This is a genomic window from Mesorhizobium sp. M6A.T.Cr.TU.016.01.1.1, assembly GCF_003952585.1.
Lineage (GTDB): Bacteria > Pseudomonadota > Alphaproteobacteria > Rhizobiales > Rhizobiaceae > Mesorhizobium > Mesorhizobium mediterraneum.
In genome coordinates this window covers 4,039,727-4,064,698 of record NZ_CP034452.1, presented here as the reverse complement: position 1 = coordinate 4,064,698, position 24,972 = coordinate 4,039,727, and the positions used below count along the sequence as shown (strand labels likewise).

General features: G+C 62.3%; 26 protein-coding genes and 1 tRNA gene. 10 read left to right on the top strand and 17 right to left on the bottom strand.

What is annotated here, in order from left to right; translation table 11 throughout:
• Positions 1-19: 19 nt before the first annotated feature.
• From EJ075_RS19540 to EJ075_RS19530, 3 genes are all read left to right on the top strand, one after another.
• Positions 20-466 carry a pyridoxamine 5'-phosphate oxidase family protein gene (locus tag EJ075_RS19540; RefSeq protein WP_095488962.1) on the top strand — a complete coding sequence of 149 codons (447 nt, stop codon included), beginning with the start codon at positions 20-22 and terminating at the stop codon, positions 464-466.
• A gap of 10 nt (positions 467-476) precedes the next feature.
• Positions 477-1,727 carry an MgtC/SapB family protein gene (locus EJ075_RS19535; protein WP_095488961.1) on the top strand — a complete coding sequence of 417 codons (1,251 nt, stop codon included), beginning with the start codon at positions 477-479 and terminating at the stop codon, positions 1,725-1,727.
• Positions 1,728-1,853: 126 nt separating this feature from the next.
• The gene (locus tag EJ075_RS19530) at positions 1,854-2,501 is read left to right on the top strand and encodes a helix-turn-helix domain-containing protein (RefSeq protein WP_126105371.1); all 648 of its coding nucleotides are present in this window, start codon (positions 1,854-1,856) and stop codon (positions 2,499-2,501) included.
• 406 nt (positions 2,502-2,907) lie between these two features.
• Here the strand turns inward: EJ075_RS19530 and EJ075_RS19525 are convergent.
• A tRNA-Ile gene (locus tag EJ075_RS19525) sits at positions 2,908-2,983 on the bottom strand.
• 237 nt (positions 2,984-3,220) lie between these two features.
• On the opposite strand from EJ075_RS19525, the gene EJ075_RS19520 reads away from it, so the two are divergent.
• Positions 3,221-3,931 carry an SIMPL domain-containing protein gene (locus EJ075_RS19520; protein ID WP_095488959.1) on the top strand — a complete coding sequence of 237 codons (711 nt, stop codon included), beginning with the start codon at positions 3,221-3,223 and terminating at the stop codon, positions 3,929-3,931.
• A 416-nt stretch (positions 3,932-4,347) separates the two neighbouring features.
• On the opposite strand, the gene EJ075_RS19515 is transcribed toward EJ075_RS19520, so the two are convergent.
• Together EJ075_RS19515 and EJ075_RS19510 are read right to left on the bottom strand one after the other, a co-directional pair.
• The gene (locus EJ075_RS19515; RefSeq protein ID WP_095488958.1) at positions 4,348-4,716 is read right to left on the bottom strand and encodes a hypothetical protein; all 369 of its coding nucleotides are present in this window, start codon (positions 4,714-4,716) and stop codon (positions 4,348-4,350) included.
• A 329-nt stretch (positions 4,717-5,045) separates the two neighbouring features.
• Positions 5,046-5,492, bottom strand: coding sequence for a YcgN family cysteine cluster protein (locus EJ075_RS19510; protein ID WP_095489233.1), 447 nt, complete (start codon positions 5,490-5,492; stop codon positions 5,046-5,048).
• Between the two features lie 199 nt (positions 5,493-5,691).
• Between EJ075_RS19510 and EJ075_RS19505 the strand changes: the two genes are divergently transcribed.
• On the top strand, positions 5,692-7,827 hold the full coding sequence (locus tag EJ075_RS19505; protein WP_126105370.1) for an OmpA family protein: 2,136 nt from the start codon (positions 5,692-5,694) through the stop codon (positions 7,825-7,827).
• A 416-nt stretch (positions 7,828-8,243) separates the two neighbouring features.
• On the opposite strand, the gene EJ075_RS19500 is transcribed toward EJ075_RS19505, so the two are convergent.
• On the bottom strand, positions 8,244-9,110 hold the full coding sequence (locus tag EJ075_RS19500) for an NAD(P)-dependent oxidoreductase (RefSeq protein ID WP_126105369.1): 867 nt from the start codon (positions 9,108-9,110) through the stop codon (positions 8,244-8,246).
• Positions 9,111-9,275: 165 nt separating this feature from the next.
• On the opposite strand from EJ075_RS19500, the gene EJ075_RS19495 reads away from it, so the two are divergent.
• Both EJ075_RS19495 and EJ075_RS19490 read left to right on the top strand, forming a co-directional pair.
• Positions 9,276-9,542, top strand: coding sequence for a type II toxin-antitoxin system VapB family antitoxin (locus tag EJ075_RS19495; protein ID WP_126105368.1), 267 nt, complete (start codon positions 9,276-9,278; stop codon positions 9,540-9,542).
• Entirely contained in the window at positions 9,539-9,928 is a 390-nt protein-coding gene (locus EJ075_RS19490) for a type II toxin-antitoxin system VapC family toxin (protein WP_095488954.1), read from the top strand. Before EJ075_RS19495 ends, EJ075_RS19490 begins: the two co-directional genes overlap by 4 nt.
• A 7-nt stretch (positions 9,929-9,935) precedes the next feature.
• Here the strand turns inward: EJ075_RS19490 and EJ075_RS19485 are convergent, their stop codons facing one another.
• Together EJ075_RS19485 and EJ075_RS19480 are read right to left on the bottom strand one after the other, a co-directional pair.
• The gene (locus EJ075_RS19485; protein ID WP_126105367.1) at positions 9,936-10,604 is read right to left on the bottom strand and encodes a response regulator transcription factor; all 669 of its coding nucleotides are present in this window, start codon (positions 10,602-10,604) and stop codon (positions 9,936-9,938) included.
• 8 nt (positions 10,605-10,612) lie between these two features.
• On the bottom strand, positions 10,613-11,485 hold the full coding sequence (locus tag EJ075_RS19480; protein ID WP_126105366.1) for a S1C family serine protease: 873 nt from the start codon (positions 11,483-11,485) through the stop codon (positions 10,613-10,615).
• Positions 11,486-11,756: 271 nt separating this feature from the next.
• Between EJ075_RS19480 and EJ075_RS19470 the strand changes: the two genes are divergently transcribed.
• Complete coding sequence (locus EJ075_RS19470; RefSeq protein WP_126105365.1) at positions 11,757-12,704, top strand: trypsin-like peptidase domain-containing protein; 948 nt, start codon at positions 11,757-11,759, stop codon at positions 12,702-12,704.
• A gap of 119 nt (positions 12,705-12,823) precedes the next feature.
• On the opposite strand, the gene EJ075_RS19465 is transcribed toward EJ075_RS19470, so the two are convergent.
• Positions 12,824-13,735 (bottom strand): arginase family protein, encoded by a 912-nt coding sequence (locus EJ075_RS19465; RefSeq protein WP_206437497.1) that lies wholly within the window; start codon positions 13,733-13,735, stop codon positions 12,824-12,826.
• A 113-nt stretch (positions 13,736-13,848) separates the two neighbouring features.
• Positions 13,849-14,271: a VOC family protein gene (locus EJ075_RS19460; protein ID WP_126105364.1), complete on the bottom strand. Its 423-nt coding sequence runs from the start codon at positions 14,269-14,271 to the stop codon at positions 13,849-13,851.
• 66 nt (positions 14,272-14,337) lie between these two features.
• Between EJ075_RS19460 and EJ075_RS19455 the strand changes: the two genes are divergently transcribed.
• Entirely contained in the window at positions 14,338-14,964 is a 627-nt protein-coding gene (locus EJ075_RS19455; protein ID WP_126105363.1) for a TetR/AcrR family transcriptional regulator, read from the top strand.
• On the opposite strand, the gene EJ075_RS19450 is transcribed toward EJ075_RS19455, so the two are convergent.
• Entirely contained in the window at positions 14,906-15,853 is a 948-nt protein-coding gene (locus EJ075_RS19450; protein WP_126105362.1) for a LysR family transcriptional regulator, read from the bottom strand. The two genes, EJ075_RS19455 and EJ075_RS19450, sit on opposite strands and share 59 nt — an antisense overlap.
• Positions 15,854-15,963: 110 nt before the next feature.
• On the opposite strand from EJ075_RS19450, the gene EJ075_RS19445 reads away from it, so the two are divergent.
• Positions 15,964-16,599, top strand: coding sequence for an FMN-dependent NADH-azoreductase (locus EJ075_RS19445; protein WP_095488948.1), 636 nt, complete (start codon positions 15,964-15,966; stop codon positions 16,597-16,599).
• A 167-nt stretch (positions 16,600-16,766) separates the two neighbouring features.
• On the opposite strand, the gene EJ075_RS19440 is transcribed toward EJ075_RS19445, so the two are convergent.
• From EJ075_RS19440 to EJ075_RS19405, 8 genes are all read right to left on the bottom strand, one after another.
• Positions 16,767-17,060 (bottom strand): HlyU family transcriptional regulator, encoded by a 294-nt coding sequence (locus EJ075_RS19440; protein WP_095488947.1) that lies wholly within the window; start codon positions 17,058-17,060, stop codon positions 16,767-16,769.
• A gap of 114 nt (positions 17,061-17,174) precedes the next feature.
• Positions 17,175-17,846, bottom strand: coding sequence for a PadR family transcriptional regulator (locus EJ075_RS19435; protein WP_095488946.1), 672 nt, complete (start codon positions 17,844-17,846; stop codon positions 17,175-17,177).
• 167 nt (positions 17,847-18,013) lie between these two features.
• Positions 18,014-18,394 carry a DCC1-like thiol-disulfide oxidoreductase family protein gene (locus EJ075_RS19430; protein ID WP_206437496.1) on the bottom strand — a complete coding sequence of 127 codons (381 nt, stop codon included), beginning with the start codon at positions 18,392-18,394 and terminating at the stop codon, positions 18,014-18,016.
• 115 nt (positions 18,395-18,509) lie between these two features.
• A complete protein-coding gene (locus EJ075_RS19425) occupies positions 18,510-19,145 on the bottom strand; it encodes a sulfotransferase family 2 domain-containing protein (RefSeq protein ID WP_095488945.1) in 636 nt (211 codons plus the stop codon).
• Positions 19,146-19,242: 97 nt separating this feature from the next.
• On the bottom strand, positions 19,243-19,536 hold the full coding sequence (locus tag EJ075_RS19420) for a GYD domain-containing protein (RefSeq protein WP_095488944.1): 294 nt from the start codon (positions 19,534-19,536) through the stop codon (positions 19,243-19,245).
• 209 nt (positions 19,537-19,745) lie between these two features.
• Complete coding sequence (gene rpoD / locus EJ075_RS19415; RefSeq protein ID WP_095488943.1) at positions 19,746-21,767, bottom strand: RNA polymerase sigma factor RpoD; 2,022 nt, start codon at positions 21,765-21,767, stop codon at positions 19,746-19,748.
• A gap of 371 nt (positions 21,768-22,138) precedes the next feature.
• Entirely contained in the window at positions 22,139-24,097 is a 1,959-nt protein-coding gene (dnaG, locus tag EJ075_RS19410; protein WP_126105361.1) for a DNA primase, read from the bottom strand.
• Between the two features lie 162 nt (positions 24,098-24,259).
• Complete coding sequence (locus tag EJ075_RS19405; RefSeq protein ID WP_126105360.1) at positions 24,260-24,631, bottom strand: RcnB family protein; 372 nt, start codon at positions 24,629-24,631, stop codon at positions 24,260-24,262.
• Between the last annotated feature and the right edge of the window lie 341 nt (positions 24,632-24,972).

Genomic DNA, 24,972 nt, shown 5'->3' with positions numbered 1-24,972 from the left:
GACGTAGGAGATCGCACCGATGCTGATCCGCACACTTTCCGCGCTGGAATGTACGAAATTGCTGACAGCAAATCGTGTAGGCCGCCTGGCGTGCGCGAAGGACGGGCAACCCTATGTCGTGCCGTTATACTATGCGCATGCAGACAACCATCTGTACGCGTTCTCGATGCCTGGCAAGAAGATCGACTGGATGCGAGCCAATCCGCTTGTGTGCGTCCAGGTCGACGAACACGGCCAAGGTCGAGGATGGAAAAGCGTTGTTGTCGACGGCCGATACGAAGAGCTGCCTGATAGGGTCGGTCACAAGGCTGAGCGCGACCATGCATGGACTGTGCTAAGCAAATACGCGAACTGGTGGGAGCCAGGCGCCCTCAAACCCGTGATACCTCCGATTTCAGACAGCGCGCCGCATGTTTTCTTCCGAATCCTGATCCAGCAGGTGTCGGGCAGGGAAGCAGGCGAGTAAACTGCCGCCCATGGATCCACTCATCGCCCGGCTGGGACTGGCCTTGGCAATTGGCCTGCTCGTCGGACTGGAGCGTGGCTGGCGGGAGCGAGGCGCTCCCGACCGCAGCCGTACGGCTGGAATTCGCACTTTCGGCATATCCGGCTTGCTCGGCGGCATTCTCGCAGCTCTGGCGGAAGCGCTTGGCGCGGTTTCAGTGCTGGTGGGAGGATTTGTCGCCTTCGCCGCGATCTTTGCGTGGTACAAGGCGCGCGAGGCGGCTCATGACAAGGATTTCAGCGTTACGGCAGTGATCGCCGCGCTCGGCGTTTTCGCACTCGGTGCGCTATCGGTCGCCGGTGACTATCGTGTTGCCGCTGCCGGAGGGGCTGCACTTGCGGCGGTCCTTGCCAGTCGCGAGATCCTGCACGGGCTCTTGAAGCGACTGACCTGGATCGAACTGCGCTCGGCGCTGATCCTGGCGGTGATGACGGCGATCGTCTTGCCCTTACTGCCAAACCGGACGATGGATCCTTGGGGCGGCTTCAACCCCTGGGAAATCTGGTTCCTGACGGTGCTGATGGCATCGATTTCGTTCGCCGGCTACGTTGCCGTCCGCGTTCTCGGAACCACACGTGGTCTGCTTGTCAGCTCGCTCGTTGGTGCAATCGTTTCGTCCACAGCGGTGACCGCGGCGCTTGCCCGCAACGCCGCGTCAGCGGGCGACGCTCTGCCACTCGCCGGAGCAGCTTCGCTGGCTGCGATGGTTTCGGTGCTGCGTGTTTGTGCCGTGGTTCTGATCATCGAGCCAAGCGTGTTTACGTCGGTCGGTATCCCGGCCATTGCTGCTGCGCTTGTTTTCGCTGCCTGCGGCGCAATCCTGTTGATCCGCAGCGGCGAGGATAGCAAAAGTGGCGGGCTTGCGCGAAACCCATTCGAATTGGGTCCGCTGCTGCTCTTCGCTCTGCTCTTTGCAATCGTCGCGACTGCGAGTGCAGCGTTGGCAGCTCAATTTGGCGGGCGCGGCTTGCTGGCGACCTCGGCGCTAGCCGGTGCGTTCGATGTTGATGTCTCGGTGCTCGGTGCGTTGCGTCTGGTCAAGCAGTCGGTTCCCGCCGAGACGATCGGGCAGGCCGTGCTGGTGGCGTTGGCGGCAAACGCGATCGGCCGCCTGTCATTGGCGGTATCTGCCGGTCCGATCGGGTTCTGGTTGCCTTTGGCCGGTGCAACCCTGATAGCTGCCGCAGTTGGTTATTTCGCCATGGCGCTGTGTGGCGTCTGAGCCCATTCAGATTCTCCACCACGTCTGTGACTTGGCTCTAGGTAGTTCCCCGTAGGGACATAACCGAATTTCGCAGCCTGCGGATTCGGGCGATTGCTGTGACACGGATTAACCGGGGAAACAGCCATGCACGCCTACACGACCTCGCGAATCGCAGCACAGTCACGGACGCCTCAGCCGCACCCGTCGGAGGTATTCCATCCGGCACTGCTGCAGCCACTCAGCTTCTTCTCCGCTGGTGCCGAAATCTATGCTCAGGGGGAAAAGGCTGGGGCCTTCTACCAGGTCGAGTTTGGCGCCGTGCGCATCTATCGCCTGCTCGCCGACGGCCGCCGGCAGATCAGTGCTTTCCACCTGGCTGGAGAGACTTTCGGCTTCGAAGCCGGCACGACGCATCATTTCTTCGCCGAAGCGGTCAACGCCACTGGCATCCGCGTCTTTCGTCTTGCCGCTGGGGCTGACATGTCTGGTCAACTGCTGCCGTTGGCGCTCAAAGGCCTGACAAGAGCACAGGAACACCTCCTGGTTCTAGGTCGCCAGAACGCCACAGAGCGCGTCGCGGCGTTCCTGGTCGATATGGCGGAGCGCCAAGGGGATCTGCGCCAGGTCGAGCTGCCGATGTCTCGTATGGATATCGGCGACTATCTCGGCCTCACCATCGAGACCGTGTCGAGGGTTTTCACCAAGCTGAAGGAAAGAGGCGTCATTCGTTTGATTAACCTGCGTTGCGTCGAAATCGTTAAGCAGGACGCGCTGCACCTTATGAGTGAATGAGTCCAACTCTGGTTATAGCAAGGAAACGCGCGGCTATGGGGGGAGCGAATAGGCTTCGAGCAATACGACCCGGGCCCCTTGCCGTTCCCGGCGGACAAGCCACTTTGCAGCGCCATCGGCGACTCGATCGGCCCGAGATCAGCCGAATGACGAGCGCTTTGGAGTCTTTTTGAGCCTTCGGCCGAAGGCAGAACCGCCTAATTGCACGTCGTTACCGCCGATTGCCGCATGCATCGTTCCAAGGTCTTTTGAAACCAGGGGTCTGGAGCTAGGTGTGACGGGTGCCATCAACGAGACGGAGAAAATTGACGAACGGGCCCAAAACCATTTCCTTCAAAACTAGCGGACTTAACCGACAACGTTCAATTCGATCTCGAAGAATTAAGCGTAAGTAAATTTAATATTTTGGTGGGCCCGGAGGGACTCGAACCCCCAACCAAGCGGTTATGAGCCGCCGGCTCTAACCATTGAGCTACAGGCCCCACACGCGGCTGGATTAATGTTTTTCCCCGAGCCGCACAAGGCTTTCCTAACTGGCTGGCCGAGATCGCCCAAATCAGCCCATATTCAGACATTAGAGCGACGTGCGTCCACTTAGACGCACAAAGTACGCTCTAACGCTTTGAATCTACGCATCGTGCTTTCCGAAATCGATTCCGATTTTCGGGCCGACGCGGTAGTCGACAAGCGCGACTGGATCGCAGACCGAGGAGATTTTTATGACCAGACATCTTTTGCCCTTGGCGCTCGCCGCCGCAATCGCTTTTCCGGCGATGGCCGGCGCGGCCGATTCGCCGCCCCCGCCCCGCATCATCGTCACCGGCGAAGGCGAAGCGACCGCGGCCCCCGATCTGGCGCTGCTGACGCTCAGCGTCATGCGCGAAGCCAAGACCGCGCGCGCCGCGCTCGATGCCAACAACGACGCCATGGCATCCGTGATCGCAGCTATGAAGTCGGCTGGCATCAAGGAGCGCGACCTGCAGACAGCCGGCATCCAGATCAGCCCGCGCTACAACTATACCAACAAGCCGGACGGCAGCCAGGAAGCCGAACTCATCGCCTACCAGGTGACCAACACACTTTCGGTGCGTATCCGCGACATCGACAAAACAGGCGAGATTCTCGACAAGGCGGTATCGCTCGGCGTCAACCAGGGCGGCGGCATCTCGTTTTCCAACGAGAACCCGGCTGCCACCGTCGCCGAAGCCCGCAAAAAAGCGGTCGCCGACGCCATGGCCAAGGCCAAGACGCTGGCCGAAGCCGCCGGCGTCAACGTCGGGCGCGTGCTGGAAATCACCGACCAGAACGTCGCGCCGCCGCCGATACCGATGAACGCCAAGGCCTTCGACGCGGCCCGCGCATCGGTTCCGGTGGAGGCCGGCGAGAATTCCTACACGGTGCAGGTCACCGTCACTTTCGAGTTGAAGTGACCGTCGCCTGAAGGTCCGGCCCGTAGTTCAGCGTTGCTGAAGCGCGGGCAACCGGCAACATCGATCCTACTGCATCAAAAAACCCCGGAGGACTGATCCTCCGGGGTTTTTTCGAGCCGCACCCTTCCGTCTCAGCGGAAAGGGGCTCTGCTACTCCAGACCGACCTTCGCAGAAGGTCGTGTCTCCAGACCGACCTTCGCAGAAGGTCGTGTCTCCAGACCGACCTTCGCAGAAGGTCGTGTCTCCAGACCGACCTTCGCAGAAGGTCGTGTCTCCAGACCGACCTTCGCAGAAGGTCATGTCCAAGCTGATCTTCGCAGAAGATCATGCTTCTGAGCTGATCCTTTCCGAAGCGGATTCGGAAAGATCATCCTTAAACAAGACCGCCGTTGCCGGTCGGCAACGTGCCGAACACTTACCGGTAGATAACTGGGCAGCCGCGCTCGTTGGCGAACACGATCACCACCCGATCGCCATACTGACGGCCCGCGACCTTGACCGTACGGCGGTTGACGTCGATGATGCGGGCGCGGCGCAGGCCCATGCGCTCGGCTTTGTTGACAGCGCGCTCCGGCGAGCAGGACCGGCGCCAGTAGCGGTCGCGGTCACGGCGGCGTTCGCGGTAGAAACCATCGTCGTCGCCGGTATAGACGCCGACGCGCGGATCGTCGTTATTGCCGAAGCCGAGATAGATGCTATCTGCATGAGCAGTGGCGGGGATAGCGGCAAGCGTGCCGAGGCTGATAAGCGCCGAAAGGGTCGCCGTCTTGATCGTGTTGAACATTGTCTTCTCTCCTTGTTCAGGGCTTCCGCCCGTCTGATCGAACCAATGGGCCGAGAACCAATACGCCTTGGTCGAACCGATGGGGAGGAGAATGCGCCTGCGTATCTGAACTTTTTACGAACCGGCCGTTCATTTCGGGTTCATGTGGCAACAAGAAATCGTTGCGCAGTCTTCTCCGCAATCCGGCTCTGAATCCTGGCCGGTTCTGAATTATCTGGCCGGTTCTGAACCATTTGGCCGGTTCTGAACTGAACTATTTGGCCGGTTCTGAACCATCTCGACAGAAACGCCCTGTCGCGCAGCCGGTTCCGGGACTTAAGGCCCGGAACCTAGGGCTCATCGTCCAGCATGTGCTCGAAATAGTCGTCCGGCTCGGCAAGATCGGTCTCGCTGGCGCTGACGCGGCCGCGCATCGAAATGCCGGCCTCATGCACCGTCTCGGCACTTCCCGACACCAGCCTGTGCCACCAGTAGAGATCGTGGCCCTCGGCGACCAGCCGGTAGGCGCAGGTTTTGGGCAGCCAGCTGATGGTGCGCACATTCTGCGGCGTCAGCCCGACGCAGTCCGGGACCCGCGCCAGCCGGTTGGCATAGTCCGAGCAGCGGCAAGTTTCGGCATCGAACAGCCGGCAGCCGACGCTCGTCCAGTAGATCTCGCCGCTGTCTTCGTCCTCAAGTTTCGACAGGCAGCATTTGCCACAGCCGTCGCAAAGCGATTCCCACTCGGCCGGCGTCATCGCTTCGAGCGACTTGGTTTTCCAGAACGGCGTTTCCATCGACGGGATCTGGCCCCCGCTGGCGCCAAGGTCAAGCACCACGACAGGCGTAAACCCTGCCAGCACCATAGGAATGACACGAAGTCGCCTTCAAAACGCCGGCCAATCGCCCTTCGCGGCCGTTAATGCCCGCTAACCGGAACCAATCCGGTTGATGAACAGTTTGGGCCGGGATGGGACGCCAAAAGGAGGATTTCTAATGAAACGCCAACCACGGATTCTGGCAGGCACGGCACTTGGCCTGTTGATGGCGTCCGCGCCGTTGGGCGCATTCCCGCTGCAAGGCAACGCCGCGTTCGGCCCGCCGCAGCGTGCCGCAACGCCGTTGATCCTGGCGCAATCGAATTGCCCCGAAGGCGAGTCGGCGGAAGGCTGCGCACAGCAGGCGGAACCGGAGCAGAGGCCTCGCAAGAAGCGCGAGCGGCAGAGCGAATCAGCTCCCATGGAGCAGGCGGCGCCTTCCGGGGACGAGCAAGAGGGCAATCAACGCAGAAAGAAGCGCGACCGGCAGCAGCAGATTGAAGCCGCACCCGCCGAACAGGCCGCCCCGGCCGAAGAGCAAAAACCGCGCAGAAAGAAGCGCGACCAACAGCAGATCGAAGCAGCACCGGCCGATCAGCCAGCAGAACAGGCGGCGCCTGCGAGCGACGAACAGCAGCCCAAGCCGCGCAGAAAGAAGCGCGACCGGCAACAGCAGATTGAAGCCGCACCCGCCGAACAGCCAGCCGAACAGGCCGCGCCTGCGAACGACGAACAGCAGCCCAAGCCACGCAGGAAGAAGCGCGACCAGCAACAGCAGATCGAGGCCGCACCCGCCGAAGAGCCCGCCGGGCAGGCGGCGCCTCGCGAAAAGGCCGCACCTGCAAATGACAACGAGCAGGTCACGCCGCGCAGGAAGAAGCGGGACCAGGATCAGCAGATCGAAGCCGCACCATCCGAACAGCCGGCCAAGAAGGAAACACCCGCCGGCGAGCCTGCCCCGCAGGCCGAGCCGCTTCCCACTCCAACCGACCGGCAAGCGGCTCCTGCCGAGGGCGAACAGCCTTTGGACCAAGCCAGAAAGCGCGGCAAGAAGCCTATCGGCGAACAGCCGGTGACGGGAGAGCAGCCCACAACCGGCGAGCAGCCCGCCGAGGGTGAACAGGCCGCGCCCGCCGAAGGGGAAGGTCCGGCCCAGGGCGAGGCTCCCGTGTTCGACAGCCAGAAGGATGCCGTGCGCAAGCGCAGAGGCGGCAGGGACAACGCGCAAGAGACGGGCGGCCAGGACGCGGGCGGTCAGCCCACCCAGCAGAACGGCGAGCAGGCGGAAGCCCCGAAGCCGGCTCCCGTCGACCAGGGACCGCCGCCCACCGACGACAGGGCGGCCCAGCAGGAGCTCAAGCTTGAGAGGATGGTTCCGGTGACGGAGGAAAAGGGCAAACGCGTTGAGCGTGCGCCCGACGATGAGGACATTCGCCGCCGTCCACGCCCGCGCGGGGTCGACGTCGTCAGGGAACTCGGCGACCGCGTTATCCTCCAGTTCAACAACCAGACGATCGTGGAAAGCGACGATGCCCCGCGCATGCACCGTGGCGCGAGGAACGTCTACTATGAGGAGCTGTCGGGCGATCGCACCCGGGAAATCGTCGAGCGTGACAATGGAATCCAGATCGTCACCATCCGCAACCGCTACGGCGACGTCATCCAGCGTTCACGCATCGCGCCCGACGGACGCGAATATGTGCTGAGCTATGTCGACGAGCGGTACTATGACGACGATAGCGACTGGCGCGATCCGGGCGACGACCTGCCGCCGATTCGGATCGACATTCCGCGCGAGGAGTACATTTTGGACGCCGAAGACATCGAGGATCCGGGCGACTACTATACCTTCCTCGAACAGCCGCCGGTGGAGCGTGTGCAGCGCCTCTACTCGATCGACGAGGTCAAGCGCTCGGCCCGCGTGCGCGACATCGCCCGCCGCATCGACCTCGACACGCTGAACTTCGAATTCGGCTCAGCCTCGATCCCCGAAACCGAGGTGCAGAAACTGGAAGGCGTCGCCAGCGCGATGGAGAAGCTGCTCGAGAAGAACCCGGCGGAAACCTTCCTGATCGAAGGCCATACCGATGCCGTCGGCAGGCCGGAGGCGAACCTCGCTCTATCCGACCGTCGCGCGGAGGCTGTCGCCGAAGCCTTGACCAATGCCTTCAGCATCCCGCCGGAGAACCTGACGACACAGGGCTATGGCGAGGAGTATCTCAAGGTCAACACGTCGGAGCCTAACCGCGAGAACCGTCGCGTCGCCATCCGCCGCATCACCTCGCTGGTGGCGCCGGTCGCTAGCGCGAATTAGGCCATGGTCCCTAAAAGTGGAAACCGGTTTTCGGAAAGACCATGGCCAACTTTAAAGCAACGATTCCAGAAACCTGAACTGGTTTCTGGAATCTATACGGGAAGACGTAGCCCACCCCGGTTTCACCGGGATGGGCGATTTCCGGGAATGAGCCAAGGGTAAAGGAGAATGTAGGTCGCGATTTTGACCAGGGATTGAATCGCGAGGTCGTCCACCCCAGATTCTGTATAGGGCTTCCCTGCCCTGTCCCGACTCCAGCGGGACACATGAGCCCCGCCGGTGTCCCCTCCCCGGCGGGGTTTTCGTTTCGGGCTCGGTGTTGAACTGAAGCCTTGCGAGGCCCAGATAATTCCTCACGGTGGCCCTCCGCCTCAAAGCCAACAAGGCCGAGGAGTGAGAGCGGCGCCCGGTGCCCGTCAGTAGATACTTTTGATGTTGGTTTCCGAATTGGCAAACACCTCGTCGGGCACGAAGAAGTCACCGGCGAGCGGACCTGTCGCATCAGGGGCATAGATCGAAAAATCGCTGACGCCTTCGGCGCGCAGCACCTCCTCGTCGATGTAGAAATTGCCGGTCGCCTCGCGCGACGGCCTAAGCAGGATCGCATGCGCGGCATCGGCCATGATGTCGGGCGAACGGCTCATCGCTGCCACCGTCGCCCCGCCCAAAAGATTGCGCACCGCTGCCGTATCGATCGTCGAGATCGGCCACAGCGAATTGACGGCGATGCCGTCCCGAGCGAACTCCGCGCTCATGCCCAGCGTGCACATCGACATGCCGAATTTGGCCATCGTATAGGCGACATGGTTCTTGAACCATTTGGCCTTCACGTCGAGCGGCGGCGCCAGATTCAAGATGTGAGGATTGGCAGCCAACTTCAGGTGCGGAATGCACATTTTGGAAACCAGAAACGTGCCGCGCGTGTTGATCTGGTGCATCAGATCGTAGCGCTTCATGTCGGTTTCCAGCGTGCCGGTAAGCTGGATGGCGCTGGCATTGTTAATGCAGATGTCGATGCCGCCGAATTTTTCGACGGTCCGGGCGACCGCCTCGGCCACCTGCTCCTCCTCGCGTATGTCGCATAATGCCGGCAGCGCCTTGCCACCGGCCTGCTCGATCTCTTGCGCCGCCGTATAGATGGTGCCCGGCAGCTTCGGGTGCGGTTCGGCGGTCTTGGCCGCGATCGTCACATTGGCGCCGTCGCGCGCAGCGCGCAGCGCGATCGCCAGCCCGATGCCGCGCGACCCGCCGGAGATGAACAGCGTCTTTCCCTTGAGCGACATATCCTTCCGCCTCCCTTGCAAATCTGTTGGTAGCGATCCTTGCTCGCGCAGTCGCAGGATACAAGAGCGGGGATCATCGAGGGATGGTGACGCTTCGGAGGCGCGACGAATCCATGGACTCAACAGCGGAGAGTATATATTCTGTAAAAAGAGGTGGAATATAGAATGGCCCTGTCGATCAAGAACACGGAAGTCGAGCAATTGGCGCGGGAACTTGCCCGCCGCCGTCGCGTGTCGGTGACGGAAGCGATCCGCCAAAGCCTCGAGCGCGAAGTTGCGCGCGAGCGGCTTGTGCCGCGCCACGAGGCCGACGACCTTTTTCAGCGATTGATGGCGATTTCCGACAGTGCGGGAAAAATCCCCAAACGAGAAAATGCAATGACCGACGACGAAGTCCTCGGTTACGACGAGTTCGGGATCCCGACGAAATGATCATCGATTCCTCGGCCCTTGTCGCCGTTCTGCGCGCGGAGCCTGATCACGAGCGTTTCGTGCTGGCCATCGCACAGGCCAAAAGGCGGCTGTTGGCCGCACCAACGTTTCTTGAAACGACGATGGTTCTCGCCGGCGGCTGGCAGGATGAAATTCTTGATCGCCTCGACTCCTTCCTGCGCGTGGCCTCGATCGAGACGATCGCCTTCACCGCCGACCACGCAGCCGTCGCCCGTCAGGCCTTTCTGCGCTATGGCAAGGGCCGGCATCCGGCCGCTCTCAACTTCGGCGACTGCATCTCCTATGCCACGGCTCGCCTCGAAGCCATGCCGTTGCTGTTCAAAGGCGACGATTTCCGGCTGACGGATATCGAACCGGCTGTGTAGTCCATCGTCACACCAGCACCAAGCCTTGCCGCATGGCGATGGCGATCGCGTCAGTGCGGTTGGCCGCACCGAGCTTGATCAGGATCGCCGCGACGTGGAACTTCGCCGTATGCACGGAGATATTCAAGCGCCGCGCGATCACCTTGTTGGGCGCGCCCTCGGCCAGCAGTGCCAGCACTTCGCTCTCGCGCGGAGAAAGCGCCGGCCTGGCGGCTCCATCGTCGACCGGCTCCTCGTCCAACGGGTCGCCGTCATGGAAGGCGAAATCATCATCATGCCGGCCAGGCACGCGGCGGCCGCCGCCTGAAATCCTGTAACCCGCAGCGGCAAGCCGGACGGCAGCGGCAACCAACAGGTCGTCAGCCGCCGGCGGCAGGACGGCGAAAAGATTGTCGTCTGTCGGCTCGTGGCCGGTCCGCCGGGACAGCAGCACCCGAGGTATGGCGGGATCGATGGCCAGGCCTTGCAGGTTCCGCTCGTCGACGACAGCGACGTCCGCTCGCTCGCCGCCATCGCTGCTGCCGGCCGTGACAGGCAGCAGATCCCCGCTCGCGGCGAGCGCGGAAGACAGGTGCTCGGCATGCGCCGCATCGCCAAGCGCGATCAGCACGGTTAGCCGCCGCTCCGCCACCACGCCATCCGCGGTCCTGTCCCTTATGATCGCCTCAACAGCCATCGATCCTCTCAGCTCAGCGGCTTTTCGCCGATGGTCAGCACGACATCGCGCTGTTCGCCGCCGCGCACCACGCCGAGCGTCACCGACGCGCCGGCGCTGTCCGGCCCGAGCCTGCGGATCAGTTCGCGCGGACCATGCACCGCCTCGCCGTTCCACGACACGATGATGTCGCCGAGATGCAGGCCGGCGGCTTTTGCCGGGCCATTGTCGTCGAGGCTCATCACCATGGCGCCATGCGAGTCGCCGCTGCGGATCGGGTGCAGGCCGGCGCCGAGATAGCCGCGCGCGACATGGCCCTTCTCGCGCAGCGTCGCAACCGCCCGTTCGATCGTCTCGTAAGGCATGACCAGCGCCCGCCGGCGCGGCCCGAACAGGAGCATGCCGATCAGTGCGCCCTTGGCGTCGAGCACCGGGCCGCCCTCGAAACGGCCGCCGGCATTGACGGCCAGATTGATGCGCCGGTCGATCGTGCCGCCGCGCATTGAGCGCCAGGCCGGACCGACCTCACCGACCGTGCCGAATGCGGCGAGCGTCGCACCGTCGCTATTGCCGACCGCGATGGCCAGATTACCCGGCCGCACCGAGCCTGCCTTGGCCAACGGCGGCACGTCCGGCGCGCCGGTCGGCTTCAGAAGTGTGGTGCCAGTGGACGGATCGCGGCCGACCAGCTCAACCTTCACCTTGTCGCCCGAAAAAAGCGTCAGCTCGATCTCTTCGCCGGCCTCCACCGCTTCCTCGGCGGTGACAAAATAGCCGTCGCGCCAATGGAAGGCGGTCGCCGTGCGATGCTGATGCGTGGCGAAGCTCGCCGTCACCGGCGCCGCTGCTGCGGCGATATCGGCGATGGCGTCGGAAAATGCGCTCAGATTGAAGTCGCTCATGATGGTCTCCTGGGTTTTTATCGCATCGGCCCGAAAATCGGAATCGATTTTCGGAAAGCACGATGCGAGAACTCAAAATCTTAGAGCGTACTTTGAGCGTCCAATGGACGCTCGTCGCTCTACCCCAGATATCGCTTGGCAGCGCATTCGCCGGTACTCGCCTGACGGCTAGTTGGGCGTTGGACTGGCCATCTGGTCAGGTCGCGACCGATCCGGCCGCTCCGCACATATAGGCATCCTTCATCTTGCTCTAAAGACACGGAGCCCTGCCATGTCCCTCCCCGCCCAGCAATTGCAATTCGACGATGCGCTGCTCGATGATTATTCGGCAACGGTTGCCGATGCTGTGGACCGCATCGGCCCCGCCGTCTGCCGTATCGAACGCATCGGTGGTGCCGGCGGTCAAGGCTCCGGCTTCGTTATCACGCCCGACGGGCTGGTCGTCACCAACTTCCACGTGGTCGGCGATGCCCGCACCGTCCGCGTCACCATGCCGGACGGTGCATCCAGGGAAGGCCGTGTTCTCGGCCGCGACCCCGATACCGACATCGCGCTGGTGCGTGCCGACGGCAGCTTTGCCGATATCGCGCCGCTCGGCGATTCCAAGCGCCTGCGGCGCGGCCAGATCGCCATTGCCATCGGCAACCCGCTCGGCTTCGAATGGACCGTCACATCAGGTGTCGTCTCAGCGCTCGGCCGCTCGATGCGCGCCTCCACCGGCCGGTTGATCGACGACGTCATCCAGACCGATGCCGCACTCAATCCCGGCAATTCAGGCGGACCGCTGGTGTCGTCGGCGGGCGAGGTCATCGGCGTCAACACCGCCATGATCCATGGCGCGCAAGGCATCGCCTTCGCGGTTGCCTCCAACACCGCCAATTTCGTCATTTCGGAGATCATCCGCTTCGGCCGCGTGCGCCGCGCCTTCATCGGTGTCTCGGCAGATACGACAAACCTGCCGCGCCGCGCCGCCCTTCTGTCGCAAGTGTCGAGCAGCACGGCCGTGCGCCTGCGCAGCGTCGAGGCGAACAGCCCGGCGGCCAAGGCCGGCCTCAGGGAAGGCGACATCATCGCCGCCATCGACGGCCGCCCGGTCACCGGCGTCGACGATCTGGTGCGCATCCTCGATGCCGAGCGCATCGGCCGCGAAACGCTGTGCACGGTGGTGCGCCGCTCCGGCATCACTCAGGTCACGGTGATGCCGGTGGCGCGAAACTGACTACCGCATCGCCCGAAAATCGAAATCGATTTCCGGAAAGCACAATGCGCAGATTCAATGTGTTAGAGCGTGGTTTGTGCGTCCAAGTGGTTTGTGCGTCCAAGTGGACGCACGTCGCTCTATCGCGGTGCAAAGATCCGGCCGAGCAGCGAAACCAGCAGCACGGCCAGTTCGCCGGTCGGATCGAGGTCCGGATCGAAAATGGTCATATCCATTCCGGTGCAGCGCGGATTCGCTACCAGCGCCGCGAGGATGGCGACGAGATCGTCGGGATCGATGCCGGGGCTGCCTGGTGAATCCACCGCCGGCATCACTGTCTGATCGAGCGCATCGACGTCAAAATGCAGCCAATAGGGCCAGCCGCTTCGCGCCAGCGTGGTCCAGGTCTTTTTCAGAACCTTTGCCGCGCCAAGCTCTCGCACGGCAAAGACGTCGATCAGCGTCATCGCGGTCGAATTGATGTCCGGCCAGGCGAAGTCGGGGTTTCGGTTCTCGCGTTCGCCGATCTGAATCACATGTTCGTCCGCAACAAGCGGGCTTGCGATATCAGGCCAGTCGGTCAGCAGCGGCTCGCCACGTCCGGTGGCGAGCGCAAGGTCCATGCCGGCGGCCGAGCCGAGCGAAGCGTTGATGTCGTAGTTGCCCGGATGGCGGAAATCGCTGTGGCCGTCGACATGGACCAATGCCAGCGGACCGGATCGCCGTGCAGCAGCCAGTGCGCCGAGCAGGACCGCACAGTCGCCGCCGACGACCAGCGGGAACTCGCCTCGCCCCAGCGCGCCGGCAACAACTTCGGCGAGGCCGAGATTGAAACTGCGTATCGCGTTGCCGTTGCGCAGCCGGGTGCCCGGCTGCGGCTCCGTGCTATAGGCGGGCCGATCAAGATCAACCACTTTGAGGGGCGAAAGCGTCTCGATCAAGCCAGCTTCGGTCAACGCCTGCGGCGCACGCCACGTCCCCGGTATATGACCTGGCCGCAGTGGGCGGAGGCCAAGGTTTGAGGGTGCGCGGACAAGGCAGATTTCACGCATGGAATAGGTCCAAGGCTGACGAGCCTCAGCATAGACCGCAAAGACATGACCGGCCACGCGGCTGGAGCCTTCACGTCACATCTACAGACAGTTCCTGCCAGCAGCTATCCCGCTTAGCCCGCCGCCCCTTCAACAAACTGCTCCAGAAACTCCGCGCTCGGCGGGATCGGCTTGATCACGTCGATCAGCACGCCATTGGGATCTCTGGTGATAAAATGGCGCTGGCCGAAGGGTTCGTCGCGGAGCGTTCGCAGGATCGGCAGGCCGGCAGCAAGGATCCGCTCGTAGACTGCATCCGGGTCTCTGACTTCGAAATTGATCAGCAGGCCGGAGGTACGGCCGCGCCCTTCTTCCGGGATCGTTTCGTGATCGCCCTGGACGATGCCGAGATTGACGCGGCGATCCTCGGCGGATTGCAGATGCACGTACCAGTCGCTCTCGAACAGCGGCTTGAAGCTGAAGTGCTTGATATAGAAGGCTTTCGTGCCGGCAACGTCGCCCGTCATCAGCACTGGATAATAGCTCGTCGTCTTCATCTTTCCTTCTCCCGTCAAATAACATACAGTCTGCATGTAAGTTCAATTAACATACAGGCTGCATGTATGCAACAGGAATCCGCGCGCCGCTCCAACCGCGATCGCACCGAAGCGACGCGCGCCGACCTGATCGCCGCGGCGCGAAAGCTGTTCACCGAAAAGTCTTATGCAGAGACCGGCACGCCCGAGATCGTGGCTGCGGCCGGCGTCACGCGCGGCGCTCTCTATCATCACTTTGCCGACAAGCAGGCGCTGTTTGCCGCGGTGGTCGAGCAGGAGGCGGCTGCTGTGGCGCAAGAGATCGAGCGCGCCTCACCGCCCTCGCTGTTTGCCCGCGATGCGCTGATCGCTGGTTCGGATGCCTACCTTGCCGCCATGCGCGCACCTGGCCGCACCCGGCTGCTGCTGCTCGACGGACCGGCCGTGCTCGGCCGCGCCGCAATGGACGAAATCGACAACCGCCACGGCAACCGCTCGCTTCGCGAGGGCCTTGTGGCGGCAATGCGCGCGCAGACCATGGTGAGGTTGCCGGTGGAAGCGCTGACCGCGCTGCTCGCCGCCGCCTTCGACCGTGCTGCTCTTGCGGTCGAAGCAGGCGCCGAAACCGGCCCCTATCGCGAGGTGCTTGTCGCCCTTATCGACGGACTGTCTCCGACTCATCTTCAGGCACCTCGCCCGGCTCGAACTCGTTGAAGCAGCCGAGTTGGCGTTTGAACTCGTAGATCAGCCAAGCCGCCGCCGGTTTCGGATTGCGGTCGGCGCGATGCATGGCATAGAGCGCTGCCCGCACCTCACTGTAGGGCTCTAGGTCGAGTTCGACCAACCGACCGCTTGCCAGATCGTCGGCGATCAGCCAGCGCGGCAGCCCGCCCCAACCCAACCCTTCGCGCATCAGCGCATGCTTGGTGCGCACATCGGTCAGCCGCCAGGTGCGGTAGGCAAAGACGCCGTAGTCGCGCCCCCGCGTGCGCTCCGACTGGTCGCTGACGACAAGCTGGATATGTTCGCGCACCTCCTCGAGCGGCACCGGCCGTGGAAGCAGCGCCAAGGGGTGGCTGGGCGCGGCAGCGGGCACCAAAGTGGTGAAGCCGATCCGCAAAAGGTTGACGTCGGCTTCGCCCAAAATGCCGCCAACGCCGAGATCGGCCTGTCCGCCCACGACATGGTCAAGGATCAGGCCGAGCGAGCCTATATGCAGGCGCAACATCACGGTCGGAAACTGCGCCTCGAATGCCTTCAGCACCCGAACCAGTACCGGCAATGGCAGCGTCACGTCGACCGACATACTGACTTCCGCCTCCAGCCCTTGCTTATGGCCGTCGACACGCGAGCGGATGCGCTGCAGCATGCCGACCATGCGCCGCGCATCTTCCAGCGTCGCCCGGCCGACATCGGTCAGCTGCGGTTCGCGCGTGCCCTCGCGCTCGAAGAGCTTCAGCCCAAGCTGCGCCTCCAGATTGGCGATGGCGTAGCTGATGACCGATTGCGCGCGGTTGAGCTTGCGGCCGGCGGCGGAGAAGCTGCCGGTATCGGCGACGGCCACAAGGATCTGGAGTTGGTCGAGCGTCGGATTGGGTTGCAATGCCTTATCCAGATTGTAGATGGATTATATAGAAAATATACCAGTTTTTCAAATGGGTCGATGGACCCATATCTGGCGGGACAAATCATTCCAATCCTGGAGAGCCCGCTATGTCCATCCTTCTTGTCACGTCGAGCCCGCGCGGCACTGCCTCACATTCCACCCGCATCGCCACCGAGCTCGCGGAAAAGCTGCTCGCCGCCGATCCCTCGGCCAAGCTGGCCGTGCGCGACCTTGTCGCCAACCCGCTGCCGCATATCGATCCGGACTATTCGACCGGCATCTTTACGCCCGTCGAAGCCCGCACCCAGCGCCAGGCCGAAGTCGTCGGCGTTTCCGACGCCGTGCTGGATGAGCTGTTTGCGGCCGACACCATCATCCTGGCCACCGGTTTCATCAATTTCGGCATCTCGTCGACCCTGAAATCCTGGGTGGATCACGTCGCCCGCTCCGGCAAGACTTTCGCTTATGGCGAGGATGGCCCGAAGGGGCTCGTCACCGGCAAGAAGGTCTACATTGTCCTTGCCTCGGGCGGCATCTATTCGGAAGGCGCCGCCGTGCAGTTGGACCACGCCATCCCTTACCTGCGTAGCGTGCTTGGCTTCATCGGCATAACCGACGTCGACGTCATCCGCATCGAAGGCGTCAGCATGGGTCCCGAGGCCATCACGGCCGCTCTGGCCAAGGCATCCGCCAAGGTGGATGCCTTGGTGGCCTCGACCGGAGCGGTCGCCACTGCCGCGTAGAGCGCGAGCAACTGCTAACCAGAATTGAAAAAGGCAGGCGCCCGGCGCCTGCCTTTTTGCCATCCGCCTGATGCCCGACGAGGCGTCGGCAGATCCTACAGCTCAAGGGCAGCGACAAGGCTTTTCTGACGTCGCTCCGAAGTCGCGCGACATCGCCATTTGCCAGGCTAACCGAACATCTTCTCGCCCTGCTCGTCGACGAGCTGGATGCCCTTCTTGATCGAGATGTCGACAGCGTCGTCGAGCCCGGCAAAACGGTCGGCGCGGATGAATTTGTGCTCCTTCATCACGCCGTCGATTTCCTTCGAAACCACCCCGCAGGTCTGGTATTGGCCCTCCGCCTTGTAGGGCGTGGCGCTGATCAGAAATCCCTTGTGCTCGATCTGCTTTGCCGGTGCAGCGCTTTTTGGCTCGCCCACGTCACTGCCGCCACCGCCAAAAAGACGCTTCAGAAAAGACATGGGGTATCCTCCAACGCAATCATCCTGCATCACATAGCGTGGTGCAGGATGATTTTCACTAGCGGTCCTTAGGCAAACGGGCAAGGGGCCGCATCCGGCCCGGCCTACCAGAGATCAGTCGCGTGACAGCGCTTCCAGGGCTTCGGCGGCCCCTTCCAATATTCTGATCGCCTCGGCCTGTTTTTCAGCCGGCGCATCGACGATGTCACCGAGGGCTGCGCGCAGCCGGTGGCGCACTGCGCGGAATTCGTCGCGCTTTTCCGAACGGCCTCGGCCGCGCCGTCCGCCATCCTCGCCATCGTCGTTCCAGCCGAACCAGTCGCGCGCCTTTGCCATCTTGCGGCCGAAACGCTCGAGATGGTCGAGCACATGGTCGATCATCTCGCGATTGTCGTTGAGATGCGCCTGCCCTGCCTCGGTAATCGAAAACACCTTCTTGTTGCCTTCCGCCGACGAGACGGCATAGCCGGCCTCTTCCAGGAACGTCAGCGTCGGATAGACCACCCCCGGGCTCGGGCTGTAGACGCCGCTGGTGCGCTCCTCCAGCGCCTTGATGATGTCGTAGCCGTGGCGCGGAGCCTCGGCCAGCAGCGACAGCGTGATCAGTTTGAGATCGCCGTCGGCCAGCATGCGTCCGGCGCGGAACATGTCGCCCGGCCCGCCGCGGCCGCCGCCCCTCATGCCGTGGCCAAATGGGCCGAAGCCGCCGCCACGGCCGCCGAACTTGCCGGCCATATGCATGAAAACGCGCTCGGCGCGCTCCCCGAAATGATGATGTCTGTGCATTGTCTGCTCCTTGAGTTATGTCTTACGATATATCTTAATTAGGCGTGTGAGACGATTGAATCAAGATATATCTTACGATGTAACTTAATTCCGCGCCGCAGGATTGAAGGCGCGCATTTGCGGCCCGGAGTCAGTTCCGGCCTTTCGATGAAGGATGTCTGTGCCGGCTACCAGCGACCCTTGCGCCGGTTCCAGGCATAGAGAAGATCGGCGAAGCGATCATAGGCATAGCGCGTCAACGGCAGCGCGACGCGGTTGCCGAACAGCGCCGCCAGCCAGCCATCGCCCGGTGTTGCCAGCCAGACGGCAATTGCGACGTCGGCGCCGACCAGCAGTTTGCCGTCCGCATCGGTTGCATGCAGCCGGCGGCGGATGTCCTCCAGCGACACGCCGTATCCGGCCAGCGCCGACGGCTCGGCATTGATGTCGCGAAACGCTATCCGCCCGGCCTTGATCGCCTCGACCAGCCGCCGCTTCTGCCTGACGATGCCGGCATCGCAAACCGGACAACGGGTGTTGTACCAGATGGTCAGCAGAGGCTTGGGCATGTGTTTAGCGACCTGAAGGGCTGCGCTGACTATCCGGGAAATGTCCTCGCCCCGCAACGTCCGGACCAGCCTGGCCGTGACGCGGCATCTTGCCGACGAATTGCGGTCTGAAAAGTCAGAATTTGTAGCCGAAGCGCTCGAAATCCCTGAAATAGAGCCGTCGCACGATGCTTTTCGCCTCGTCATCGTAGACCGCGCGATAATCGTAAGGTGTATTGACGTTTGACCGGGGAAGCTTCACCTCGCCCGGCAGATCGAGTCGTTCGACCAGCGCATTAAATTGCTCGGCCAGTGTTTCAAACCGCAAAATCTCGTCGATGATGAGGTTTCCGTGCCTGTCCGAAATCCAGCTCGTCTGGTCCACCCGCACAAGCCGGTTCTTGCGTTCGAGATAGCGCAGGAAAGCCTTGAAATCCAAGACCCTGGCTCTGTGCCAGCGCCGGCCGGAGAGATAGTCGCGGCGGAAATAATAGGTCGAGACCGCAAGTTCGAAAGGGTTGCGCACGACGGCGAATTTGTAGGCGCTATCATAGATCTCCGCCGGCAGCTTGTGCTTCACCCAGCTTGCTTTGTCATGCTGCCTGAGGAACGCATTTTGAGGCGTTTCGCGCACGGGAAGATGTGACAGCAGGCGACGCCATTGCGTTCGCTGCGGTCTCAAGCTCCACGGACTTAGCGCACGGGTGAGCGAGGTCCCGGCGGTCTTCGGGATATGGATGAAAATGAAGTTCTTTTCGAGCGAAAGCAGCATTCTTCCTCATGATCGGCGGATCGGGCGCCGTCAAGCGGCGCCCGACCTTCCGATATCAGGAACTCGGCCTTGCGCGGGTCTGTAGCCGCGCAGCGTCTCACCCGAGCGAGGCGATGATCTCGCGATAGGCCAATTCCGGGAAAGCCTTGAGCGTCCGCGTCCTCACGTTACCGCCTGACGCCAGCATCAGCGAGAAACGAGCGAGCACCGCGTCGTCGGGCGCTTCGACGATCGCCACCATATCGCATTCGCCCATGGTGAGATAAAACGCCCTGAATGAGCCGCCCATGTCTCCCAGCAGCTTCTTGGCGGCATCGAGCCGCTTCGGCGACTCGCGCACATTTTTGGCGCCCTGCTCCGTCCAGTTGATCAGCACGATATAGTTCGTCATGCACACCTCCCTCCGGGGCCTCGGAGCACGGCGTCACTGCCGGGGCGGGCATCCGGGTTTGTCGCCCAGAAAATGCATCCGACACGAGATTATCCTCCCACAGCAGGTGTGCTGCAAGAACAACCGCACCGTCTGCGAGACAATCTCTGTGCCGCGAACGAAAAAGGGCGCCGCAGCGCCCTTCAAATTGCTTATCCGGTACCCCGGCATCAGCTGTCGAGGAAGCTCCGCAGCTTGCGCGAGCGGCTCGGGTGCTTGAGCTTGCGCAGCGCCTTGGCTTCGATCTGGCGGATACGCTCGCGGGTCACCGAGAACTGCTGGCCGACTTCTTCCAGCGTGTGGTCGGTGTTCATGCCGATGCCGAAGCGCATTCTGAGCACGCGCTCTTCGCGCGGGGTGAGCGAAGCAAGCACCCGCGTCGTCGTTTCGCGCAGATTGGCCTGGATCGCCGCATCGATCGGCAGGATCGCCATCTTGTCCTCGATGAAATCACCGAGATGCGAATCCTCCTCGTCGCCGACCGGCGTTTCGAGCGAGATCGGCTCCTTGGCGATCTTCAGCACCTTGCGCACTTTTTCCAGCGGCATGGCGAGCTTTTCCGCCAGTTCCTCCGGCGTCGGCTCGCGGCCGATCTCGTGCAGCATCTGGCGCGAGGTGCGTACGATCTTGTTGATCGTCTCGATCATGTGCACCGGAATGCGGATAGTGCGCGCCTGGTCGGCGATCGAACGGGTGATCGCTTGCCGGATCCACCATGTCGCGTAGGTCGAGAACTTGTAACCGCGCCGGTATTCGAATTTGTCGACCGCCTTCATCAAGCCGATATTGCCTTCCTGGATCAGATCGAGGAACTGCAGGCCGCGATTGGTGTATTTCTTGGCGATGGAAATGACGAGGCGCAGATTGGCCTCCACCATTTCCTTCTTGGCGATCGCGGCTTCGCGTTCGCCCTTCTGCACTTGGTTGACGATCTTGCGGAACTCGAGGATCGAGATCGCCGTTTCGGTAGCGAGGTTCTGGATCTCGGCGCGCAGGTCGCGGATCGCATCCTTCTCGTTCTTGGTGAATTCCTTCCAGCCGCGCGAGGTCAGATTGCCGATCGAGCGCGTCCAGTTCGGATCGAGCTCCGAGCCCTGATACTCCTTCAGGAATTCCTCGCGGCGCACGCCATAGCTTTCGGCCAGCCGCAACAGCTTGCCTTCATTCTGCACCAGGCGCTTGTTGATGTCGTAGAGCTGCTCGACCAGCGCCTCGATGCGCGCCGTGTTTAGGGATAGCGACTTCACCGCCTTGATCAGCTGGTCCTTCAGCTCCTTCAGCCGGCGGTCCTGGCTGGGCGACAGCGTGCCGGCTGCGGCCAGCCGGTTCTCGACCTGCTGGTCCTGCAGCTTGCGCAACTTCTTATAGGTGTCGGCGATGACGTCGAGCGTCTCCATCACCTGCGGGCGCAGTTCCGCTTCCATCGCCGCCAGCGACAGGCTGGCCTCGTCCTCGTCTTCCTCGTCGTCATCAGTCAGACCGCGCGTGTCGGCGCCGACATTGGTGATGTCGTCCTCGTCCTCGCGTGAACGGCGCGGCTTTTCCTCGGTCTTGGCTTCCTCAATCCGCTCGACCACCGGCGCCTGCTTGGCCTCCGGACCGGCATAGGTCGCTTCGAGGTCGATGATCTCGCGCAACAGGATCTTCGATTCATTGAGCTCGTCACGCCAGATGATGATGGCCTGGAACGTCAGCGGGCTTTCGCACAGGCCCGCGATCATCGTCTCGCGGCCGGCCTCGATGCGCTTGGCGATCGCGATTTCGCCCTCGCGCGACAGAAGCTCGACCGAGCCCATCTCGCGCAGATACATGCGAACCGGATCGTCGGTGCGATCGGTCGGCTCTTTCTTGGTGGTCGTCGCGGCAACGGCGGTGCCGGTCTGCTCGGCCAGCTCGTTGGCGTCTTCCTCGGCGTCGGCAGCCGCATCGGCGGCTTCGGGCTCCTCGCCCTGCTCGTCGTCCTCGACCACGTTGATGCCCATGTCGGAGAGCATGGCCATCGTGTCCTCGATCTGCTCGGAGGTCACTTCCTCCGAGGGCAGCACCGAATTCAGTTCATCCATGGTGACATAGCCGCGCTTCTTGGCGGCCTTGATCATCTTCTTGACAGCATCGTCGGAAAGGTCGAGCAGAGGGCCATCGGTGGCGCCTTCGCGTTCGGTCTCGACCTCTTCCTTTTCTTTTGTCGCCATTCTTTATTTTCTCCAAGCGGCTAAGTATCAAGCCGCGTAAGCTGCCGTACCGGTTAAATCAGATGCGCTCGCTCTTGAGCGCGCTTCCCCGGGCCAGTAACTGCATCTCTCGTTAAGTCCAGATTAACCCTGGTATCTGTGGCAGGCCGAATGCCTGTCCAGTGACCGGTACCTCACATCGCTGCACTTCCCGTCGACGCCGGCGCGGGTTAACGTTTCGAATCGTCCTGATTCCGTCATTCTGCCAGAAGGTCAAGCGCCTCTCGCATGATTCGCATGAAAAAAGCGAATCAATTACCCGACTTAAAGCGCCCCGGCTGATTCGACGCGCAAGCACGGTCCTGCACTTTCACCCTTTCGTAAGCTTCGACCTACGCCCGCCCGGCCCTGCCCGAGGACACACCGAACCCTTCGATCAGCGCTTCCGTTGCTTGCACGTCACGAAATTGCGCCTGGATCTCGATGAGATGCCGGTAGTTTTCATCCGTGGGATCGCTGGCGAGCGCCGCTTCCGCCTGTTTCAGCTCCTTATGTAAGGTGCGCGCGCTGCGCTGCAAGTGGAGAGCCTGGCTGAAGGCGTCGCGGGCATCATCAAGTCCGGCGGTTTCCAGCGCCGGCCATTGCCGCGCCCGCTTGATCAGCGCCACCGCGCGCGCCCAGATTTCGCCGCAGCCGGCCCGTTCGATCGTCGCGATCACCGCGTTGCGGTCGTTGGCCATGTCATGGGCCATCGCGTCGAGAATGGCCGCGTGCAATCGCTTCAGATCGGCGTTGGCGAGGTCGAGGAACTCGACATGGGCGAAATTCTCGTCGATCAGTGCTGGATGATTGACAAGAGCTGCAATGATCGTCGCCTCGCGCACCGACATTCCCTCGCTGCTGCGCTTGACCAGCGCCGAACGGCCGAGGCTTTCGGTGATCGCGGTACGTCCACCGCCGCCGCGTGCGAACTGTCCGCCAGGAGCTGAGCCCTTGCCCTGAAAGCGCTCGCCGGGCCGCCCATCTTGACGACGCTCTTGGCGCCCGCGCTGGGCACCAAAAAAGCTTAGCACCCGCTCGCGCATTTCCTGTTGGTAGTGGTAGCGCAAGCTCTCGTCGCGGATGCGGCTGGTCAGTTCGCGCAGCGTCTTTTCCAGTTCCGCCCGCCGCTCCGGCGTGTCGAAGATGCCGCCGGCCGTTTCGCGCACCCACAAAAGGTCGGCGAGCGGCCGCGCCTCGGAAAGCACCGCGCGAAACGCGTCCGGCCCATCGGCCTTGACCAGATCGTCGGGGTCCTTGCCTTCGGGCAGAAGAGCAAAGCGCACCGAGCGGCCTGCCTGAACCGCCGGCAGCGCCATATCGGCGGCGCGCCATGCCGCCTTCAGTCCGGCCTGGTCGCCGTCGAAGCACAGCACCGGCTCGCCGGCCATGCGCCACAGGAGCTCGAGCTGGTTTTCGGTCAAAGCGGTGCCGAGCGGCGCCACGACATTTTCGAAACCGGCCTGCGCCAACGCGATCACGTCCATATAACCTTCGACGGCGATGACCGTGCCGCCCTTGGCCAGCGCCCCCTTTGCCAGCGCTTGGCGCGCACGGGCGAAATTGTAGAGCACACTGCCCTTGTGGAAGAGCTCGGTGTCGGGCGAATTCATGTATTTGGCGAGCGCATCGGCTGCCAGCGCCCGCCCGCCAAAGGCGATTATCTTGCCTCTGGAATCCGGGATCGGGAACATGATGCGGTCGCGGAACCAGTCATAGGAAACCGGAACGTCGTCGCCATGGCGCACCAGCCCGCATGCCTCGATGTCGGCTTTGGGCACGCCCTTGGCGGCAAGATGCTCCTTCAGCGCGTTGCGGCTGTCCGGCGCATAGCCGAGCCGGAACGATTGCTGCGTCGCCGGCGTCAGCCCTCGGTCGCGCAGATAGGCGCGGGCTTTTGCGCCTTCCGCGCCCTGCAGCCGCTCCTGGAAGAAGGCGGTCGCCATTTCCATGACATCCGTCAGGCTGGCGCGTTCCTTTTCGCGCCGTTCCTCCTGGGCATCGCGAACCGGCATCGGCACACCGGCCATGTCGGCGATCTTCTCGACCGCTTCGGGAAAGCTCATTCCGTCGAGTTCAGTCAGGAACTTGAAATGGTCGCCCGAAACCGAGCAGCCGAAGCAATGGTAGCGGCCCTTCTTGTCCTCGCAATGGAAGGACGGGCTCTTCTCGCCATGGAAGGGACAGCACGCCCAATAGTCGCCGCGCGGCGCGTTGGTCTTCTTCCTGTCCCACGCCACGCGCTGGCCGATCACCGATGAAATCGGCACGCGGTCGCGTATCTCGTCGAGGAAGGCAGGTGGAAAGCGCATCGGGAACGGCTCGTTTGGCCTCCATATAATCACGCCGGAGAAACCCGACGACTCCTAATGCGGAACCATACCCGGTTTTCACAGGGCACAAAGAAGGCGGCCTCTGCGGGCCGCCTTCTTTTTTTCATGTGTCCGGCACAGCGCCAGTCAGCCGTTCCGCAGTCAGTGCGTAGCGATCGCGCCGAAGATGATGCCGGAGACGACGCTGACCAACAGATAGTCGTTGCCGACGCGGATCCATTCCTGGCCACGGCCCGGACGACGCAGGCCATAGTGGCGATAGTCGCGGATCGGCTGGTGGCGCTTCCAGCTGGAATATTTCTGGCCGTTGCGCCAATGGTTCCTCTTTACGACGACTTTCTTCTTCACCACGACGCGCTTCTTCACGTCGACATGCTTGCCGGGCTTCTGCCAGTCAACCTGGCTGTAGGTCGACTGCGGTGCATTCGGCGTGTTCAGCGGCGCTGCCTGGCCCTGCAGCGACGTGGCAGCCAGCATCGAGAGGGCGACTGCGGAAAGAACGATGCGTTTCATGACGGGTACTCCTTGGTTGTCGATGCCTGAGGAATAGAGCCCGAAGAATGAACCGGAACTGAACGTTCAGATTACGTTTTCGTAATGATTTCTTATATTTAGACTACCTAATTCAACACCCTGCTCAAACTGGATCTGAAGGTGTCGCCTGCTCTTGACCGCGCGGCCGTCCGCAAGCCGGCCGGCAATGCAACCATTTTGCGATCCATCCATTTCCGACACGCCCTGTCGCGCGCCAACAGCCACCCGAATTAGGCAAAATTTATTATCCGGCTAAAAGTAATCGGAGTAGTATCAACCCTTGCAATGTCCTTGATTCGCACCCTCTTTTGCCCCTTTGC

Excerpts from the sequence above, each read along its gene's own strand:
- EJ075_RS19460 (WP_126105364.1), bottom strand. The coding sequence starts at position 14,271 with ATGAAGACGACGAGCTATTATCCAGTGCTGATGACGGGCGACGTTGCC.
- EJ075_RS19430 (WP_206437496.1), bottom strand. The coding sequence starts at position 18,394 with ATGCCCAAGCCTCTGCTGACCATCTGGTACAACACCCGTTGTCCGGTT.
- EJ075_RS19420 (WP_095488944.1), bottom strand. The coding sequence starts at position 19,536 with ATGACGAACTATATCGTGCTGATCAACTGGACGGAGCAGGGCGCCAAA.
- rpoD (WP_095488943.1), bottom strand. The coding sequence starts at position 21,767 with ATGGCGACAAAAGAAAAGGAAGAGGTCGAGACCGAACGCGAAGGCGCC.
- EJ075_RS19445 (WP_095488948.1), top strand. The coding sequence starts at position 15,964 with ATGTCCATCCTTCTTGTCACGTCGAGCCCGCGCGGCACTGCCTCACAT.
- EJ075_RS19505 (WP_126105370.1), top strand. The coding sequence starts at position 5,692 with ATGAAACGCCAACCACGGATTCTGGCAGGCACGGCACTTGGCCTGTTG.
- EJ075_RS19515 (WP_095488958.1), bottom strand. The coding sequence starts at position 4,716 with ATGTTCAACACGATCAAGACGGCGACCCTTTCGGCGCTTATCAGCCTC.
- EJ075_RS19530 (WP_126105371.1), top strand. The coding sequence starts at position 1,854 with ATGCACGCCTACACGACCTCGCGAATCGCAGCACAGTCACGGACGCCT.
- EJ075_RS19520 (WP_095488959.1), top strand. The coding sequence starts at position 3,221 with ATGACCAGACATCTTTTGCCCTTGGCGCTCGCCGCCGCAATCGCTTTT.
- EJ075_RS19455 (WP_126105363.1), top strand. The coding sequence starts at position 14,338 with ATGCAACAGGAATCCGCGCGCCGCTCCAACCGCGATCGCACCGAAGCG.
- EJ075_RS19485 (WP_126105367.1), bottom strand. The coding sequence starts at position 10,604 with ATGGCTGTTGAGGCGATCATAAGGGACAGGACCGCGGATGGCGTGGTG.
- EJ075_RS19500 (WP_126105369.1), bottom strand. The coding sequence starts at position 9,110 with ATGTCGCTCAAGGGAAAGACGCTGTTCATCTCCGGCGGGTCGCGCGGC.
- EJ075_RS19470 (WP_126105365.1), top strand. The coding sequence starts at position 11,757 with ATGTCCCTCCCCGCCCAGCAATTGCAATTCGACGATGCGCTGCTCGAT.
- EJ075_RS19405 (WP_126105360.1), bottom strand. The coding sequence starts at position 24,631 with ATGAAACGCATCGTTCTTTCCGCAGTCGCCCTCTCGATGCTGGCTGCC.
- EJ075_RS19440 (WP_095488947.1), bottom strand. The coding sequence starts at position 17,060 with ATGTCTTTTCTGAAGCGTCTTTTTGGCGGTGGCGGCAGTGACGTGGGC.
- EJ075_RS19425 (WP_095488945.1), bottom strand. The coding sequence starts at position 19,145 with ATGCTGCTTTCGCTCGAAAAGAACTTCATTTTCATCCATATCCCGAAG.
- EJ075_RS19435 (WP_095488946.1), bottom strand. The coding sequence starts at position 17,846 with ATGCACAGACATCATCATTTCGGGGAGCGCGCCGAGCGCGTTTTCATG.
- EJ075_RS19465 (WP_206437497.1), bottom strand. The coding sequence starts at position 13,735 with ATGCGTGAAATCTGCCTTGTCCGCGCACCCTCAAACCTTGGCCTCCGC.
- EJ075_RS19510 (WP_095489233.1), bottom strand. The coding sequence starts at position 5,492 with ATGGAAACGCCGTTCTGGAAAACCAAGTCGCTCGAAGCGATGACGCCG.
- EJ075_RS19495 (WP_126105368.1), top strand. The coding sequence starts at position 9,276 with ATGGCCCTGTCGATCAAGAACACGGAAGTCGAGCAATTGGCGCGGGAA.
- EJ075_RS19480 (WP_126105366.1), bottom strand. The coding sequence starts at position 11,485 with ATGAGCGACTTCAATCTGAGCGCATTTTCCGACGCCATCGCCGATATC.
- dnaG (WP_126105361.1), bottom strand. The coding sequence starts at position 24,097 with ATGCGCTTTCCACCTGCCTTCCTCGACGAGATACGCGACCGCGTGCCG.
- EJ075_RS19535 (WP_095488961.1), top strand. The coding sequence starts at position 477 with ATGGATCCACTCATCGCCCGGCTGGGACTGGCCTTGGCAATTGGCCTG.
- EJ075_RS19540 (WP_095488962.1), top strand. The coding sequence starts at position 20 with ATGCTGATCCGCACACTTTCCGCGCTGGAATGTACGAAATTGCTGACA.
- EJ075_RS19490 (WP_095488954.1), top strand. The coding sequence starts at position 9,539 with ATGATCATCGATTCCTCGGCCCTTGTCGCCGTTCTGCGCGCGGAGCCT.